The 15,753-nt window shown below is 72.1% G+C and carries 15 protein-coding genes; 10 read left to right on the top strand and 5 right to left on the bottom strand.

Annotation, left to right across the window (positions count from 1 at the left end):
* Window positions 1–50: 50 nt before the first annotated feature.
* Both FLX07_RS12900 and FLX07_RS12895 read right to left on the bottom strand, forming a co-directional pair.
* Window positions 51–908: a helix-turn-helix domain-containing protein gene (locus FLX07_RS12900; RefSeq protein WP_167748220.1), complete on the bottom strand. Its 858-nt coding sequence runs from the start codon at window positions 906–908 to the stop codon at window positions 51–53.
* A 68-nt stretch (window positions 909–976) separates the two neighbouring features.
* Complete coding sequence (locus FLX07_RS12895) at window positions 977–1,879, bottom strand: MBL fold metallo-hydrolase (protein ID WP_142570986.1); 903 nt, start codon at window positions 1,877–1,879, stop codon at window positions 977–979.
* A 123-nt stretch (window positions 1,880–2,002) separates the two neighbouring features.
* On the opposite strand from FLX07_RS12895, the gene FLX07_RS12890 reads away from it, so the two are divergent.
* From FLX07_RS12890 to FLX07_RS12860, 7 genes are all read left to right on the top strand, one after another.
* Window positions 2,003–2,470, top strand: a complete 468-nt coding sequence (locus FLX07_RS12890; protein ID WP_142570984.1) for a ribosomal protein L7/L12 — start codon at window positions 2,003–2,005, stop codon at window positions 2,468–2,470.
* A 52-nt stretch (window positions 2,471–2,522) separates the two neighbouring features.
* On the top strand, window positions 2,523–3,626 hold the full coding sequence (locus FLX07_RS38385; protein WP_142570982.1) for a tyrosine-type recombinase/integrase: 1,104 nt from the start codon (window positions 2,523–2,525) through the stop codon (window positions 3,624–3,626).
* A gap of 123 nt (window positions 3,627–3,749) precedes the next feature.
* Window positions 3,750–4,157, top strand: coding sequence for a YciI family protein (locus FLX07_RS12880; protein WP_142570980.1), 408 nt, complete (start codon window positions 3,750–3,752; stop codon window positions 4,155–4,157).
* Window positions 4,154–5,317, top strand: a complete 1,164-nt coding sequence (locus tag FLX07_RS12875) for an RNA polymerase sigma factor (protein WP_142570978.1) — start codon at window positions 4,154–4,156, stop codon at window positions 5,315–5,317. The genes FLX07_RS12880 and FLX07_RS12875 overlap by 4 nt, the downstream gene beginning before the upstream one ends.
* A 143-nt stretch (window positions 5,318–5,460) precedes the next feature.
* Window positions 5,461–5,784 (top strand): YciI family protein, encoded by a 324-nt coding sequence (locus FLX07_RS12870; protein WP_142570976.1) that lies wholly within the window; start codon window positions 5,461–5,463, stop codon window positions 5,782–5,784.
* Window positions 5,785–5,996: 212 nt separating this feature from the next.
* Window positions 5,997–6,755, top strand: coding sequence for a MerR family transcriptional regulator (locus FLX07_RS12865; RefSeq protein WP_142570974.1), 759 nt, complete (start codon window positions 5,997–5,999; stop codon window positions 6,753–6,755).
* Window positions 6,756–6,871: 116 nt separating this feature from the next.
* Window positions 6,872–7,609 carry an HAD family hydrolase gene (locus FLX07_RS12860; protein WP_167748219.1) on the top strand — a complete coding sequence of 246 codons (738 nt, stop codon included), beginning with the start codon at window positions 6,872–6,874 and terminating at the stop codon, window positions 7,607–7,609.
* Window positions 7,610–7,683: 74 nt separating this feature from the next.
* Here FLX07_RS12860 and FLX07_RS12855 read toward each other — a convergent pair whose 3' ends face one another.
* The 3 genes from FLX07_RS12855 to FLX07_RS12845 form a co-directional block, all read right to left on the bottom strand.
* Window positions 7,684–8,475, bottom strand: a complete 792-nt coding sequence (locus FLX07_RS12855; RefSeq protein ID WP_208762190.1) for a GNAT family N-acetyltransferase — start codon at window positions 8,473–8,475, stop codon at window positions 7,684–7,686.
* An 8-nt stretch (window positions 8,476–8,483) separates the two neighbouring features.
* Window positions 8,484–9,911: an adenylosuccinate lyase gene (purB, locus tag FLX07_RS12850; protein WP_142570971.1), complete on the bottom strand. Its 1,428-nt coding sequence runs from the start codon at window positions 9,909–9,911 to the stop codon at window positions 8,484–8,486.
* A 244-nt stretch (window positions 9,912–10,155) separates the two neighbouring features.
* Window positions 10,156–13,446, bottom strand: coding sequence for an efflux RND transporter permease subunit (locus FLX07_RS12845; RefSeq protein WP_142570969.1), 3,291 nt, complete (start codon window positions 13,444–13,446; stop codon window positions 10,156–10,158).
* Between the two features lie 111 nt (window positions 13,447–13,557).
* Here FLX07_RS12845 and FLX07_RS12840 point away from each other — a divergent pair, with 111 nt between their 5' ends.
* The 3 genes from FLX07_RS12840 (at window position 13,558) to FLX07_RS12830 (ending at window position 15,668) form a co-directional block, all read left to right on the top strand.
* Entirely contained in the window at window positions 13,558–14,115 is a 558-nt protein-coding gene (locus FLX07_RS12840) for a MarR family winged helix-turn-helix transcriptional regulator (RefSeq protein WP_229689579.1), read from the top strand.
* 58 nt (window positions 14,116–14,173) lie between these two features.
* Window positions 14,174–14,947 carry an SDR family NAD(P)-dependent oxidoreductase gene (locus FLX07_RS12835; RefSeq protein ID WP_142570967.1) on the top strand — a complete coding sequence of 258 codons (774 nt, stop codon included), beginning with the start codon at window positions 14,174–14,176 and terminating at the stop codon, window positions 14,945–14,947.
* A 265-nt stretch (window positions 14,948–15,212) separates the two neighbouring features.
* A complete protein-coding gene (locus FLX07_RS12830) occupies window positions 15,213–15,668 on the top strand; it encodes a hypothetical protein (RefSeq protein ID WP_142570965.1) in 456 nt (151 codons plus the stop codon).
* The last annotated feature ends 85 nt before the right edge of the window (window positions 15,669–15,753 follow it).

Genomic DNA, 15,753 nt, shown 5'->3' with positions numbered 1-15,753 from the left:
GGCGACCGGCGTGCGCGCAGGCCGGCGGTCGGCGGCGCGGACCCGGCCGGTCAGCCGGCGGCGCGGGCGCCGAGAAGTGCGAGCCGGTCGGCCGAGCGCGTGCCGGCCCCGGCGGCGCTGACGATCAGACGCTGCCCCGGATCGTCTGGCAGGCGGAGGATTTCCTCGTTCAGCTCCAGCTCGCCGACGAGAGGATGCCGATAGCGGCGAACGGTGTGCAGGCAGTCGCGTACCGGATGGTCGCGCCACAGGCGGGCGAAGTCGTCGCTGCCGGTGGCGAGCTCGGAGACGAGCCGGTGGAGGGCGAGGTCATCGGGCCGCTCCGCCGTGGCCAGCCGCAGGTAGGACGCGAGATCCTCGGCCTGGCGCTCCCAGTCGGCGAACAGATCGCGGGAATATGCGTCGAGGAAGACCCGCCGGGCCTGATTCGGTGCGTCAGGTGTCCCGATGGCGGCGATCTCGTCGGTCGTGAGGCACCACAGCGCGTATCCGAGCGGATTACCCGCGAGGATGTCGGTGCGCCGTCCGACGAGCACGACGGCGCCGAGGCTGCTGTCGACGAGATCACGGATGGGACCGCGTACGTGGTCCTCGTGGCCGGTCCCCCGCACGGGCGGGAGGGCCCGTGCCAGGCGGTAGAGGTGCGCGCGCTCGTCGGGTGACAGCTTCAGTGCCCGTGCGACGGCCTCCAGGATCGCATCCGAGACCTGATGGCTCTCGCCTCGCTCCAATCGGGTGTAGTACGTCGTGCTGAGCCCGGCCAGCTCGGCGAGCTCCTCCCGTCTGAGTCCCGGCACCCGCCGGCGGTCCCCGTAGGAGGGGGTGATGCCGAGCTCCTGTGGGGTCACCGCGGCACGACGTGCCCGGAGAAACTCACCGAGCTCCTCCGACGAGGACTTGCCGGTCATCACCCCTCCATCATGTCTCGTCGCCCGGGCGGCCTGGTCGCGCCGGGAACCGTTCTCAGGGCCGGTGGTCATGCGGGTTCCAGTGGACGATACGGCGCGGGCACCCACCGGGCCTCACCGTCACGGAATCGGATACGCCCGATGCCGGGGAAGGGAAGATGTGCGCCTCCGACCACCCACCCCCGCGTCCGAATCTCCTCCAGGACGCGCATGCGGGCGGCGCGGGCACCGGGCCGATCGCTGTCGATGTCCATCGCGACGTGCGGGGCCCGCAGCTGAACGGTGTGACTGTGCATGGTGTCACCCCACAACAGCAGCTGTTCCCCTTCACCGCTCACCAGGTAGCCGCTGTGGCCTGGGGTGTGGCCGTGGAGATCGACTGCGGTCACGCCCCGCACCGGCTGCTCACCGTAGGCGAAGGTGGAGAACCGGCCGCCGGCGCGATACGGCGTCAGAGCCTGCACGGCCCATCGGTGGATCTGTGCCTGCACGCCCTCGGCGTTCGCGGCTGCGGCGTCGTTCAACCAGTGCTGAGCGTCGAGTCTCGACAGATGCACGGTCGCGGACGGGAAGGCTGCCTCGCCGTCCGCGGTCACGAGACCGAAAGCGTGATCGGGATGCAGGTGCGTGATGAGTATGTCGTCGACCTGTTCCGGGCGGACTCCGGCGGCGCGGAGGTTCTCCAGCAGATGACCGGTGCCTGGTCCGACGGATGTGCCGGCGCCCGCATCGACCAGCACTGTGCGTCCGCCCGTCTGGAAGAGGAAGGTGTTCACGGCCGTCAGAAGGTCGCCGTCCGGTGGGAGGAATCCGTCAGCCAGGAGCTCGGTGATCCGCTCCGGCGACTCGCCGTGCATGTCGACGGCGAGGATGGGCAGCGCCCCGTCGTAGACGGTGGTCACTGTGATCGCACCGACGCTGGTGCGCGCGAATCCCGGAGCCTGGGCTGGAGCTGTCGCGGTCGAACTCATGACTTGAGTATTCGAGAGGCGGCTGTCGTGTGCCTGTCCATGTCGTGGTCAGGCACACGACCGCGGTATGGCGCTCGCCGGGAGGGGCTGACTGTTCCATGGGACGGGGCATACGATCATCACATGTTCGGCTTGGGCACGGTCGAGGTGTTGATCCTCGCCGTCATCGTGATCGCGCTGCTCGCTGTGGGATTCGCGGCCATGCGGGCCGGCGCCCGCCCGGACGGGCCACTGGCCTGGCGCAGCCCCGGGCTGCTGCCGCCGGTCTCGGCCGACCTGCAGCACCGGGTGCGGGACCTGTACGCCGAGGGCAAGAAGATCGAGGCGATCAAGGTGATCCGCGAGCAGACCGGGCTGGGGCTGAAGGAGGCCAAGGACCTGGCCGACGCCCTGGCCTCCGGGCGGCCGCTGCCGGTGGCGCCGGGGCACGCGCGGCCGGACCTGGCGTCGCGGGTGCGGGAGCTGAAGGCGGCCGGGCGCGGCGAGCAGGCGGTGTTCCTGGTGCGCGGCGAGACGGGCATGGGCCAGGCGGAGGCCGAGCGGTTCGTCGAGGCGATCGACGTCACCGACGCGGGGGGCGGCGGGGCGTAGGAGAGCGCCGCCGCGGCGTTCGCTGTCGGTGCGGCTCGGTACGGTGTCGATCATGCTGCCCGTACAGGTGAACAGGCTGACCGTGCAGGAGGCCGCCGACCGCTATGTGGAGCTGGTCCGGGCCAAGACGGTGACCGGTGCGCTGTCGCCCGCCACGGCCGAGGTCTACGCGCGGGACGTGGCCACGTTCGTTCGGCTGGCCGGGCCGGACCGGGTGCTGGACGACCTGACCGGTGAGGACGTGGACGCGGTGCTGCTGGCCTTCGCGCGCAAACCGGACGAGCGCAGGAAGATCAACGGCCGGGGGGAGGCCGCGGGGAAGAGCACGGGGAAGGAACCGGGGCAGAGCGCGGCGTCGCAGGCGAGGTTCCGCCGGTCGGTGTCGGCGTTGTTCCGGCACGCCACGTCGGCGGGCTGGGTGCATCTGGATCCGATGGCGGCCTCCTCGGTGCGGGCGCGGGAGCGGGGCGGGCTGCGGCCCGAGCGGCGGGCGCTGACACGGGAGCAGGCCGAGGGCCTGATCGAGGCCGCCGCCTCCCCCGGCGCGCCGCCCGCGGAGGCGACCGATTCCGGCTCGGGGCGGCGCAGGCGGGCCGACCAGCGTACGGAGGTGCGTGACGCGCTGGTGGTGCTGCTGCTGACCACGCTCGGCCCGCGGGTGTCGGAGCTGGTGCGGGCCAACGTGGAGGACTTCTACACCAACGACGGGGTGCGTTACTGGCGGATCTTCGGCAAGGGCGGGCGCACCCGGGACGTTCCGCTGCCCGATGTCGTCGCGGTGGCGCTCGATGCGTACCTGGCGGTGCGGGCGGGCGGCGACGGTGAGAAGGCGCTGTTGCTGTCGTGGCGGGGCAGGCGGCTGGCGCGGGGTGATGTGCAGGCCGTCATCGACCGGGTGCAGCGGCAGGTGGATCCGGGGCGGCGCCGGGAGGTGACCCCGCACGGGTTACGGCACACCACGGCGACGCACCTGCTGGCGGACGGCACCGACATGGACGCGGTACGGCGGGTGCTGGGCCACAGCGATCTGTCGACGCTCGGCCGCTACCGGGACGACCTTCCCGGGGAGCTGGAGGTGGCGATGGGGTCGCATCCGCTGCTGCGCCGCCGGCGCGGCCAGGCCGTGCAGGACGACGAGGCCGGGCCGGACACCTGACATGGGAGAGTCCACCGCGGGATTTCTGGAAAAGTTGTCGCGCCGGGTGTCGAGAATGCGGTGGCGGCTCCGTCCCAGGGGCAGGAGCGGCCACGACGGGCCGCGCGAAGAAGGAGAACCACCGTGAAATACCTGCTGCTGAAGCACTACCGAGGTGGCCCGGCCCCCGTCGTCGACTACGGGTCGCTGGACCAGTGGACGCCGGAGGAGGTCGACGCGCACATCCAGTTCATGCGCGACTTCGCGGCCCGCCTGGAAGAGACGGGCGAGTACGTCGGCGAACAGGCGCTGGCGCCCGGGGGCACGTTCGTGCGGTACGACGGCGAGGGGCGCCCACCTGTGACCGACGGTCCGTTCGCCGAGACCAAGGACCTCATCGCCGGCTGGATGATCATCGACGTGGACTCGTGGGATCGTGCGGTGCAGCTGGCCGGGGAGCTGTCCGCCGCCCCCGGGCCCCGCGGCGAGCCGATCCACGAGTGGCTCGAGGTCCGGCCGTTCCTCACCGAGCCGCCCACGGTCACCGAGTGAACGAGTCACTGCTGCGGGAGCTGGTGCCCGCGGTGATCGGCGTCCTCGTCCGGCGCGGAGCCGACTTCGCCTCGGCCGAGGACGCCGTGCAGGAGGCCCTGATCCGGGCGCTGGACACCTGGCCCGGCGACCCGCCGCGCGATCCGAGGGCCTGGCTCGTCGCGGCCGCCTGGCGCAGGTTCCTCGACGCGGCGCGGGCCGAGGCGTCGCGGCGGGGGCGGGAGCTGACCGTGGAGGCCGAACCTCCCGCCGGTCCCGCGCCCGCCGCCGACGACACGCTGCGGCTGTACTTCCTGTGCGCGCACCCCGCCCTGCCGCAGAGTTCGGCCGTCGCGCTGACGCTGCGCGCGGTCGGCGGCCTGACCACGCGGCAGATCGCGGCGGCCCACCTCGTTCCCGAGGCGACCATGGCGCAGCGGATCAGCCGGGCCAAGCGGCGGATCGCGGGGCTGCCGCTCGACCGGCCCGGCGATCTCGGGACGGTGCTGCGGGTCCTCTACCTCGTCTTCAACGAGGGGTACGGAGGAGACGTCGACCTGGCGGCCGAGGCGATCCGCCTGGTCCGCCAGCTCGTCACCTTGACCGGCGAGCCCGAGGTCGCCGGGCTGCTCGCGCTCATGCTGCTGCACCATGCGCGCCGCGCGTCCCGCACCGGCCCGGGAGGCCGCCTGGTGCCCCTCGCCGAGCAGGACCGATCGCGCTGGGACACCCGCCTGATCGCCGAGGGGGTGGCGATCCTGCAGGCGGCGCTGGCCCGCGACCGGCTGGGCGAATATCAGGCACAGGCCGCGATCGCCGCCCTGCACGCCGACGCCCGCAGCGCCTGCGAGACCGACTGGGTGCAGATCGTGGAGTGGTACGACGAGCTGCTGCTCCTCACCGGCAGCCCGGTGGTGCGGCTCAACCGCGCGGTGGCGGTCGGCGAGGCCGACGGACCGCATGCGGGCCTGGCGGCGCTGACCGGCGTGGACCCCGGCCTGCCCCGCTACGCCGCGGTGCGGGCCTACCTCCTCGAACGCGCCGGTGACCTTACGCAGGCCGCCGAGCTGTATGCCGAGGCCGCCCGCGCCGCCACCAGCGTGCCGGAACGCGACCACCTCACCCGAGAGGCCGCCCGGGTGCGGCAACTGCTGCGGCGCCCGGATCGGGGGCTTCGGTGAGGGCCGCCGGTGCCGTGCCGGGTCTACCGGCCGGCCGGGCGCCCGCGATATGCCACGGCCTGAAGTCCCTGCCCACCGAACAATGCTGTCGAACCATCCTGTCGAACTCATGCTGTACCGACACCTCAGGAGGCGACCTTCAGATGCGGTACCTGGTTTCCGTGATCGACGACAAGAGCAATCCCGGCAGCACGGACAGGCAGCCTGCCATCAGCGCGTTCAACGAACGACTGATCGCCGAGGGCTACTGGGTTTTCGCGGGCGGGCTCGCGGACACCGACGCGGCCACGGTGATCGACAACCGGGGCGAGCAGGCGGTGTTCAGCGACGGGCCTTTCGTGGAGTCGAAGGAGTACCTCGCCGGTGTCTGGGTGTGGGAGGCCCCCGATCTGGATGTGGCGCTCAAGCTCGCCGCCGAGGCGTCGAAGGTCTGCGATCGGAAGATCGAGGTGCGGCCGTTCCAGTGAGCGACGCCGAGGAGGCGATCACCCGGGCCCACCACGACGAGTGGGCGCGGGCGGTGGCCGCCCGGTCGCCGTCTGACCCCGCAAGGTACCGCCGGCCGGCCACCATCGGGCAACGATCGCGCCGTCAGGCCGCAAGGGGCGCACGGGCGTAATCGGTTGACCCTCACGTAACGGGAGGCCGCAGGCTTGGACCTCGGAAGGGAGGAGAGCCCATGGGCTACTCGGTCGGCCAGGCCGCCCGCTTCGCGGGGATCACGGTGCGCTCGCTGCACCACTACGACGCGATCGGGCTGCTGCGGCCCAGCGAGCGGTCGGCTGCCGGATACCGGCGCTACAGCGACCCGGACCTCGACCGGCTGCAGCAGGTGCTGTTCTACCGGGAGCTCGGGTTCTCCTTGGAGGAGATCGCCGTCATCCTCGACGATCCGGGCGTGGACCCGGTGACCCACCTGCGCCGCCAGCACGAGTTGCTGCGGCGCAGGATCGGGCGCCTGGAGGCGATGGCGGCGGCGGTCGAACGTGCGATGGAGGCCAGGAAGATGGGGATTTCCCTCACGCCGCAGGAGCGGTTCGAGGTGTTCGGCGACGTCGATCCCGAGCAGTACGCCGAAGAGGCGGAGGAACGCTGGGGCGGCAGCGACGCGTTCGAGCAGAGCCGCCGCCGGACGGCCCGCTACACCAAGGACGACTGGCGGGCCGTCACGGCGGAGGCCGGAGAGGTGCTGGAGGCGTTCGCGGCGGCTTTCGCCGAGGGGGCGCCCGCGGACGGCGAGCGGGCGATGGGCGTGGCCGAACGGCACCGCGCGCACATCACCCGCTGGTTCTACGACTGCACGTACGAGATCCACAAGGGTCTCGGGGAGATGTACGTGGCCGATCCGCGTTTCGCGGCGAACTACGAGCGGGTCGCCGAGGGGCTGAGCCGCTACGTGCGCGACGCGATCCACGCCAACGCGGCGCCGCACGCCTGACGGTAGAGCCGGCGCCTGCCGTCCCTGCGTTGGAACGACCAGGCCCGCCGGGTGTCTCTGGGGGCTTCACAGCCGGGAAACGCGTTGGAAACACGGCCCAGTCAAGATGGGGACTCGTGATCAGGGCCATTCTGTTCGACCTCGACGAGACCCTCTTCGATCATCGCCGGGCGGTCGCGCACGCCGCGACCCGCTGGACCGAGTCGGTCTGCCCCGGTCACGAGCTGCTGCCGGAGACACCCGCGCTGTGGCTCGACCTGGAGGACAAGCACGTGCCCGCGTGGCAGTCCGGGGAGTGCTCGCTGGCCGAGCAGCGGCGCCGGCGGCTGCGCGAGTTCTGCCGGCGGCTCGGGCTGCCCGAGCCGCCGGACCCGGACGCGGCCTTCGCCGGCTTCCTGACCCACTACGAGTCGGCCTGGGCCGCCTTCGCCGACGTGCCCGAGACGCTGGAGGCGCTGACGGCCCTCGACGACGCCCCCGTGCTAGGCGTGCTCACCAACGGGGTGGCCGTGCAGCAGGAGGCCAAGCTGCGCCGCATCGGGCTGATGGACCGCATGGAGGTGGTGCTGACGCCCGACACGCTCGGCGCGTTCAAGCCCGCCCCGCAGTGCTACCACGAGGCGGCGGCGAAGCTCGGCCTGCGCCCGCAGGAGGTGCTCATGGTCGGCGACAACCTCCTGCTCGACGCGGTCGCGCCCACCCGGGCGGGGATGCGCGGGGTGTGGCTCGACCGCTACCGCGCCGAGCCCGGCGCCTCCTCCCCCGCCGTGACGAGGATCACCACCCTGCGCGACCTGCCCGATGTGCTGGCCGCGCTGAGCCCGCGCCTGCTCGGCCCGTCCCGCGCCGCCTGAAGCGCGCCCCTGAACCGCGTCCCTGAACCGCCCAAGGCTCAGGCGCGAAGGTCAGGGGCGCGCCGTTGGTTCAGTCAGGCGCGTAGGCCGGTGGCGGCGACCCGGCGGCGGGCGAAGCCGAGCCGTTCGTAGACGACGACGGCCGCCCGGTTCCAGTCGTCCACCATCAGCGCCGCGCGGCCGTGCTCCGCGAGCAGCGCGGACGCCACGAACCTGCACACCCGCTCCCCCAGCCCCCGTCCCCGCGCCGGTTCGGCGGTCGCGACGCCGGCGAGCAGGCCCACCGTCGGCGCGGACCACGCGTCGGCCGCGACCGCCAGCAAGGCGCCCGACCCGCCGTCGCGGACGCCGGCCCAGCGGCGTACGCGCGGCAGGCCCGGCACGGCGTAGGAGCCGGGGTTGGCGGCGGCGAGCAGCGCTGCCACCTCCGGGGCGGCGGAGTCCGCCAGCCACGAGGCCGTCCCCTCCCGATACGCCCTCTCAGCGCCTATCACCTCTGGGCCTGTCACCTCTTGACGCGGCGCGAGCTTCTCGGTGCCCATCCAGGAGAAGCCGGCCGCCGGCTCCAGCTCCGGCACGGCCGCGACGACCTGTTCGATCAGCGCGGCGTCGCCGAGAGGCCGGTACGACGGCCCGGCCTCGGCCAGGGCGTGCCGCACAAGCGGGACGAGCCGGGCGGCCGTGCCCCCGGCTGTGCCCCGCACCACGAGGCGGTCGCGCCGGGACGCCGCGGGGCTGGCCACCGCCACCGCGTCCCCGTACGCCCAGGCGCGTACGCCGGGCCGCATGCCCTGCGCCGCCCACACCACGAGGTCGTCGTCGCCCGAGGCGGCGACGACCTCGGCCTCGCTGACCAGCTCACGCACGCGTGTCCCTAGAGGATCGCGCCCGGGACGTAGGCGGCGTCGCCGGGATGGCGTGCGGTGATCTCGCCGACCCGCGCGGTCACGGCCGTCACCTGGCCGGCGGCCGCGCCCGCGAAGGAGGCCCGGTCGGCCAGCAGCGCGTCGAGCTCGGCCCGGCCGAGCGGGAAACGCTCGTCGGCGGCCAGCCGGTCGAGCAGCTCGTTGCCCACGCCGCGCGACCGCATGGCCAGCGCCGATGCGACCGCGTGCTCCTTGATGATCTCGTGGGCGGTCTCGCGGCCGACCCCGGCCCGTACGGCCGCCATGAGCATCTTGGTCGTGGCGAGGAACGGCAGGTAGCGGCCCAGCTCGGCCTCGATGACCGCCGGGAACGCGCCGAACTCGTCCAGCACGGTCAGCATGGTCTCCACCAGGCCGTCGAAGGCGAAGAACGCGTCGGGCAGGGCGACCCGGCGCACCACCGAGCAGGACACGTCGCCCTCGTTCCACTGGTCGCCGGCGAGCTCCCCGCCCATCGAGGCGTACCCGCGCAGGATCACGGTGAGGCCGTTGACGCGCTCGCAGGAGCGGGTGTTCATCTTGTGCGGCATCGCCGACGAGCCGACCTGGCCTTCCTTGAAGCCCTCGGTGACCAGCTCGTGCCCGGCCATCAGGCGGATGGTCTTGGCCAGGGAGGACGGGGCGGCGGCCAGCTGCACCAGCGCGGTCAGCACGTCGTAGTCCAGCGAGCGGGGGTAGACCTGGCCGACGCTGGTGAAACGGCGGGCGAACCCCAGGTGCGCGGCGACGCGGTCCTCCAGCTCGGCCAGCCGCTCATCGCCGCCGAGCAGGTCGAGCATGTCCTGCGCGGTGCCGACCGGGCCCTTGATCCCGCGCAGCGGGTAGCGCTCCAGCAGGTCCTCCAGCCGCTCGTAGGCCACCAGCAGCTCGTCGGCGGCGGTCGCGAAGCGCTTGCCGAGCGTGGTCGCCTGCGCGGCGACGTTGTGCGAGCGCCCCGCCATGACGGTCGAGGAGTGCTCGGCGGCCAGGCGGCCCAGCCGGGCCAGCAGCGCCACGACCCTGGCGCGCACCAGCAGCAGGCTGTCGCGGATCTGCAACTGCTCGACGTTCTCGGTCAGGTCGCGGGAGGTCATGCCCTTGTGGACGTGCTCGTGCCCGGCCAGGGCGTTGAACTCCTCGATGCGGGCCTTCACGTCGTGCCGCGTGACCTTCTCCCGCTCGGCGATGGAGGCCAGGTCGACCTGCTCGGCCACCTTCTCGTAGTCGGCGATCGCCTGCTCGGGCACCTCGATCCCGAGGTCGGCCTGGGCCCTGAGCACAGCGATCCAGAGCCTGCGTTCCAGTACCACCTTGTGCTCGGGAGACCACAGACGGGCCAGCTCCGGCGAAGCGTAACGGGCGGCCAGGACATTCGGGATACGCGGCTTGGCATTCACGTTGGCCCAGTCTATTGAGCCCGTTCCCTCCCGTTGTCCGCAGGTGCCGGGCACGGCGGGCGCGGCGGGCACGGGTGAGGGGCGCAAGCCGCGGCGGGCACCGGCGCCGCCTCACCTGACGCCCTCACCCAACGCCCTCACCCGGCAGGCTCGGCCGCCCGGGACCGCGAACAGTCCTTCGCGAAGACTTCTTCACGAAGGACTGTTCGCGGTTCATCTCCGCGGCGGGCTCACTGCGGCTGGCTCACTTGGCCGGTTCGAGGGCCTCCTTGCCGTACACGGTCAGGTCACCGTCGCCGCCGCCCGATGCGGGCTGCTCCGGCGTACGGCGCATGCGCTCCTTCAGCCGCTCCACCATCGTGTAGAGGGTCGGCACCAGCACCAGTGTGAGCAGCGTCGAGGAGATCAGGCCGCCGATCACGACGATGGCCAGCGGCTGGGAGATGAAGCCGCCCGAACCGGTCACGCCCAGCGCCATCGGGGTGAGCGCGCAGATCGTCGCGATCGCGGTCATCAGGATCGGGCGAAGCCGTCGCCGGCCGCCCTCCATGACCGCCTCGACCACGCCCAGCCCCTGCTCGCGGTACTGGTTGATCAGGTCGATCAGCACGATCGCGTTGGTGACGACGATGCCGATCAGCATCAGCATGCCGATCAGCGCGGGCACGCCGAGCGCCGTGTCGGTGGCCAGCAGCAGCCCGATCGCGCCGGTCGCCGCGAACGGGACCGACACCAGCAGGATCAGCGGCTGCATCAGGCTGCGGAACGTCGCCACCATGATCATGAAGACGATCGCCACCGCGAGCAGCATGGCCAGCCCCAGGTCGGCGAACGCGTCCTGCTGCTGGGAGCTCGCACCGCCGATCTTGTACGTCACCCCGGCCGGCAGCGTCAGCGTCTTCAGCGTGTCGGTGACCTTGGTGGTGATCGCACCGAGGTCGGACGCCTCGGCGGTGCCCGACACCGTCGCGGTGCGGTCGCCGTCCTGGCGGGTGATCTGGGTCGGGCCGTCGGCCTGCACCACGTCGGCGACGTCGCCCAGCTTCACCATGCCCGTCGCCGTCGGAATCGCGAGCTTCCTGATCGCCGCGATGTCCTCGGGCGCATCACCGCCGGCGCGCAGGATCACGTCGCTGGAGCGGCCGTCGACGTCGATCGAGCCGACCGGCGCGCCGCGGAACGCCTGCGCGACCAGCTGCCCGATCCCGGCCTCGGTCAGGCCCCGGGCGGCGGCCTTCTCCCGGTCCACGTGCACCTCGACCCTCGGGACGCTGTCTTCGAGGTTGGAGGCGACGTCCCGCAGCCCGCCGATCTCGGCCATGGCGTCGCGCACCGTGGTGGCGGCCGTCTTCAGCGCGGCCTGGTCCGAGCCCTGCACGATGACCTGCACCTGGTTGGAGTTGAACCCGCCGCCGCCGCTGCCGCCGACCGTGATGTCGCCGATTCCCGTCAGGCCCTTCAGCCCGTCTCGCAGCCGGTCCTCCAGTGCGGACGTCTCCACGCCCTCCTTCAGCGTGATGGAGAACGACGCGTGGTCCGAGCCGCCGCCCACCCCGCCGAGGAAGCGGTTCCCGCCGCCGACCGTCACCTGGTAGGACTCCACGCCGCCGTCGGCCGCCAGCACCGTCTCGACCTTCTTGGCCGCCGCGTCGGTGGTCGCCAGGTCGGTCCCGGCCGGCATCCGCTGGCTGATCTGCGTGGTGTCGTTGCCCGAGTTGTCGAGGAAGTTCGTCTTGAGGTTGGGCGCCAGCGCCATCGTGGCGGCGAACACCACCACCCCGATCAGCAGCGTGACCAGCCGCCGCCGCGTCGCGAACCGCAGCACCGGCAGATAGATCCGCTGCAGCGGGCTGCGCAGCTCCTTGCGCTCGGCGTCCTCGCGCACGGCCTGCGCCTCCTGCGGCGTGAGCGCCGGCGCCTTGAGGAACCAGTAGGCCAGCACCGGGATGACGGTCAGCGCCACCAGCAGCGACGCCAGCAGCGCCACGGTCACCGTGATCGCGAACGGGCTGAACAGCTGCCCCACCATCCCGCCGACGAAGGCGATCGGCAGGAACACCGCGACCGTCGTGAGCGTCGAGGCGGTCACCGCGCCGGACACCTCGCGCACCGCGCCGAGGATCGCCCGCCGCTTCTCCTCGCCGTAGGCGAGATGGCGCTTGATGTTCTCCAGCACCACGATCGAGTCGTCGACCACCCGGCCCACGGCGATCGTCAGCGCCCCCAGCGTCAGCAGGTTCAGCGAGTAGTCGCCGATCCATAGCGCGATCAGCGCGATCACCACCGACAGCGGGATCGACACGGCCGTGACCAGGGTCGAGCGGACCGACAGCAGGAACACCAGGATCACGAGCACGGCGAACGCCAGGCCCAGCAGACCCTCGGTGGTGAGGTCCTCGATGGACCGCTCGACGTACGGCGCCTGGTCGAACACCACGGTCAGCTCGGCGCTGTCGCCGAGGGCGCGGGTCAGGTCCGGCAGGGCGTCGTTCACGTCGTGGGAGATCTGCACGGCGTTGCCGTCGGGCACCATCGTGATCGACACGCCGAGGCTCGGGGTGCCGTTGGTGCGGGTGAGCGTGGTCGCGGAGGTGTCCTCGACCTTGATGTCGGCCACGTCACCGAGCTTGACCGGCTTCGGCCGGGCCACGGGGGTCCGCGGCTGCGCCGCGCCCTGCCCGGCAGCAGTTCCCTGCCCGGCGGTCTGTCCTGTGGCCTGTCCTGCGCTCGCGCCGCCGCGCGCTCCGGCCGCGGCGCCCTGGCCCGCTGGCGTACCTTGGCCCGCGGCGGGGGCGGCGGGCGCGAGGTAGAGGTTCTCGAGGTCCTTGACCGTACGCACCGGGTCGCCGATCTGCACGGTCAGCGACTTGCCGTCCTCGCTGAGCGTGCCGGCGGGGATGGACACCCCGTTGGCGCGCAGCAGGTCGGGGATGGCCGCGGCCGACAACCCCCGCGCAGCGAGCCTGCCCTGCTCGGGGGTGATGACGACCTGTTCCTCACGGGCGCCGCTGACCGCGACGTCCCGGACTCCCTCGATCGACTGCAGCTCCGGCACCATGATCTTCTCGATCTTGTCGGCCATGGCGTGCTGGTCGCCGCCGTCGCCCACCGCGAGCGCCATCACCGGGATGTCGTCGGTGCTGCCCGCGACCACCTGCGGATCGACGTCGGCCGGAAGCTGCGTCTTGATCCGGCTCACGGCCTGCTGCATCTTTGCGATCATCTGGTCGATGTCGGTGCCGTACTCATAGGCCACCTGCACCTGGGCCATCCCCTCACGCGAGGTGGAGGTGATGTCGGTGACGCCGGCGATACCCTGGAACGCGCTCTCGATCGGTTTGGTGACCTGCTCCTCCACGATCTCAGGAGCGGCACCCGGATAACTCGCCACCGTGAACGCCGCCGGGAACTCCAGCGACGGGAAAAGCTGTTGCTTCAGCGAGGGGATCGCGAACAAGCCGAGACCCGCGAGCACCAGCGTGATCATGATCACGAGAGTGCGGTTGGCAAGGCTCAGCCTGGCCAAGGAGGTCATCCGAGCTCCTGACATCGGGGGAAAGTATTTGCCCAAGCCTAACACTTCGCATTGTCCGAACATTCCGCTGTCGTATTAACGGCTGGTAACCTCTTGACCCGAGAGGTGACAGTGAACGACAGCCCAGCCGAGTGCCGCGCCACAGCCGGCGCGGCGGCCGCCCCCCGCCCGCAGAACGACCCCGCCACCCTCAGGGAGGCCGGGGAGGACCCCGAGCGCGGGTGCCTCATCGCCCACCTCGCGGAGCTACAGCGCAGCGTGGGCCGCTTCTTCGCCCGCGACCGCTCGATGCCGCTGCTGGCCTCCACGCTCACCATGCAGCAACTCAAGGTCGTCATGTTCCTGTCGTTCGCCGGGCCCGCCTCCGGACAGGAACTCGCCCGCCACCTCGGCGTCGGCCTGGCCACCGTCACCGGCATCGTCGACCGCGTGGTCGCCCAGGGCCTGGCCGGCCGTCACGAAGACCCCCACGACCGCCGCGTACGCCGCGTCGAGCTCACCGAGGCCGGACGGCGGCTCACCAGCGAGATCATCGAAGCCGGCACCGGCGGCTACATCCGCCTCCTGCGGCGCCTCGACACCGAGACCCTGCGCACCATGGAGACGGTGATGCGCAAGATCGAGGACGTGATGCGCGAGATTCACGCCGAAGACGCTGAAGACGCCTGACCCGCCTGCCCGACCCGTCCGCCGGGCCCGCCCCGGCCTGCTGCTAGCTTCCGGCGATATGCCGATCTACATCGAGGAACTCTTCTCCCTCACCGGCCGGGTCGCCCTGGTCACCGGAGGCAGCTCCGGCATCGGATACGCCGTCGCCGAGGCACTCGGACGCGCCGGGGCGGCCGTGGTCCTGGTCGCCCGGCGGCGCAAGGAACTCGCCGAGGCCGTCGGCAGGCTCCACGGCCACGGCGTGCGCGCGGCCGCGATCAGCGCCGACCTCGGCGACCGCGCCGACGTCGCCCGCGTGTGCGAGGAGGCGGAGGACTTCTTCGGCGACATCGACATCCTCGTCAACGACGCCGCAAACAACATCCGAAAGCCCATGGCCGAGCTGACCGTCGACGACTACGACCAGACCATCGCCGTCAACCTGACCGCGCCGTTCCTGCTCGGGCAGCACTTCGGCCCGCGCATGGCCGGCCGGGGCCGGGGGCGGATCATCAACATCGGCTCCCAGCAGTCGATCAGCGCCTTCGGCGACAGCGGCGCCTACGGTGCGTCCAAGGCCGCCGTCTGCGGCCTGACCCGCTCGCAGGCCGAGGCGTGGTCGGCGCACGGGGTCACCAGCAACACGATCATTCCCGGCTTCATCCTGACCCCGCTGACCGCGGCCGCCCAAGCCGTCCCCGGACGGGTGGAGCAACTGGCCGCCCGGTCCATGAGCGGGCGCAACGGCGTCCCCGGCGACTTTCGCGGTGTGGCCGTCTTCCTCGCCTCCGACGCCTCGTCGTACGTCACCGGCCAGGCCATCTGCGTCGACGGCGGCTTCAGCGTCCACTAGAGGCGGCGCCGCTCGTCCGCGACCCGGCGGCTCCACGCGACAGCGCGGTCGAGCGTGTCCGGCTGATCCGGCGGTCGTACGCCGCGACACCACCGCGCCGATCGGTCCACCTGCGGGTTTCCGGCGCCGTGGACGACAGCTGATCACTGCTTGGCCCCGCGCCGCAGCTACGGAGTTCCGGGCCCGGGTATGAGGGGCACGTCCCGGCTGGAACCGGACGAGCGACAGCGAACCCCGGGGCAGGAACAGGAAGGCGCACACCGAGATGTCCCGCTCCCGCGCGCGCGACCCGCGCGACACCAAGGTCCCCGCGATGGGCCTCTCGATCCGGCGACTGGCCATGGCCGCGCTCGTGATCGCCGGGGCGGGGATCGCGGTCGCGCAGCCCGCGATCGCCCGCCTCGCCCCGCATCACCCGCGCGAGGGGCTCACCGCTCTCCGCAACCCCCGCCCGGGCGGAGGCGGCCAGATGATCAGAAGAGGGCGCGCGGGCGGCAATCAGACCATCAAAGGAGGGCGTGCGGGCGGCGGTCAGGGGCAGTCCGGCGCGGGCCGCTTCAATCAGAACCTGACCGGTGTCGTCAGCCCCACCTTCGTCCAGGGGAAGGCGCAGCAGGCCGTCACCGACCACGGCGTGTTCGAGGTGCAGTCCGCCTTCTGCGGATCCCAGCCGGACAACTGCTGGGTCGGGCAGAACCTGCCGGCCCGCCACGGGTCGTGACGCAACGGGACCACAACCGTGAGAGGCCTTCGGCGAGCACCCCCGGCTCGCCGCGGTCCGGGGCCCGCCGTCCGGCTCGCTCCCC

The organism is Microbispora bryophytorum, assembly GCF_006874465.1.
In the GTDB taxonomy this organism is placed as follows: domain Bacteria; phylum Actinomycetota; class Actinomycetes; order Streptosporangiales; family Streptosporangiaceae; genus Microbispora; species Microbispora bryophytorum.
This window is presented reverse-complemented; position numbering and strand designations above follow the sequence as displayed.

What these genes read in the sequence shown, in the direction of transcription:
- FLX07_RS12830 (WP_142570965.1), top strand. Translation starts at nt 15,213, where the DNA reads ATGTCCCGCTCCCGCGCGCGCGACCCGCGCGACACCAAGGTCCCCGCG.
- FLX07_RS12895 (WP_142570986.1), bottom strand. Translation starts at nt 1,879, where the DNA reads ATGAGTTCGACCGCGACAGCTCCAGCCCAGGCTCCGGGATTCGCGCGC.
- FLX07_RS12900 (WP_167748220.1), bottom strand. Translation starts at nt 908, where the DNA reads ATGACCGGCAAGTCCTCGTCGGAGGAGCTCGGTGAGTTTCTCCGGGCA.
- FLX07_RS12865 (WP_142570974.1), top strand. Translation starts at nt 5,997, where the DNA reads ATGGGCTACTCGGTCGGCCAGGCCGCCCGCTTCGCGGGGATCACGGTG.
- FLX07_RS12835 (WP_142570967.1), top strand. Translation starts at nt 14,174, where the DNA reads ATGCCGATCTACATCGAGGAACTCTTCTCCCTCACCGGCCGGGTCGCC.
- FLX07_RS12890 (WP_142570984.1), top strand. Translation starts at nt 2,003, where the DNA reads ATGTTCGGCTTGGGCACGGTCGAGGTGTTGATCCTCGCCGTCATCGTG.
- FLX07_RS12845 (WP_142570969.1), bottom strand. Translation starts at nt 13,446, where the DNA reads ATGACCTCCTTGGCCAGGCTGAGCCTTGCCAACCGCACTCTCGTGATC.
- FLX07_RS38385 (WP_142570982.1), top strand. Translation starts at nt 2,523, where the DNA reads ATGCTGCCCGTACAGGTGAACAGGCTGACCGTGCAGGAGGCCGCCGAC.
- FLX07_RS12870 (WP_142570976.1), top strand. Translation starts at nt 5,461, where the DNA reads ATGCGGTACCTGGTTTCCGTGATCGACGACAAGAGCAATCCCGGCAGC.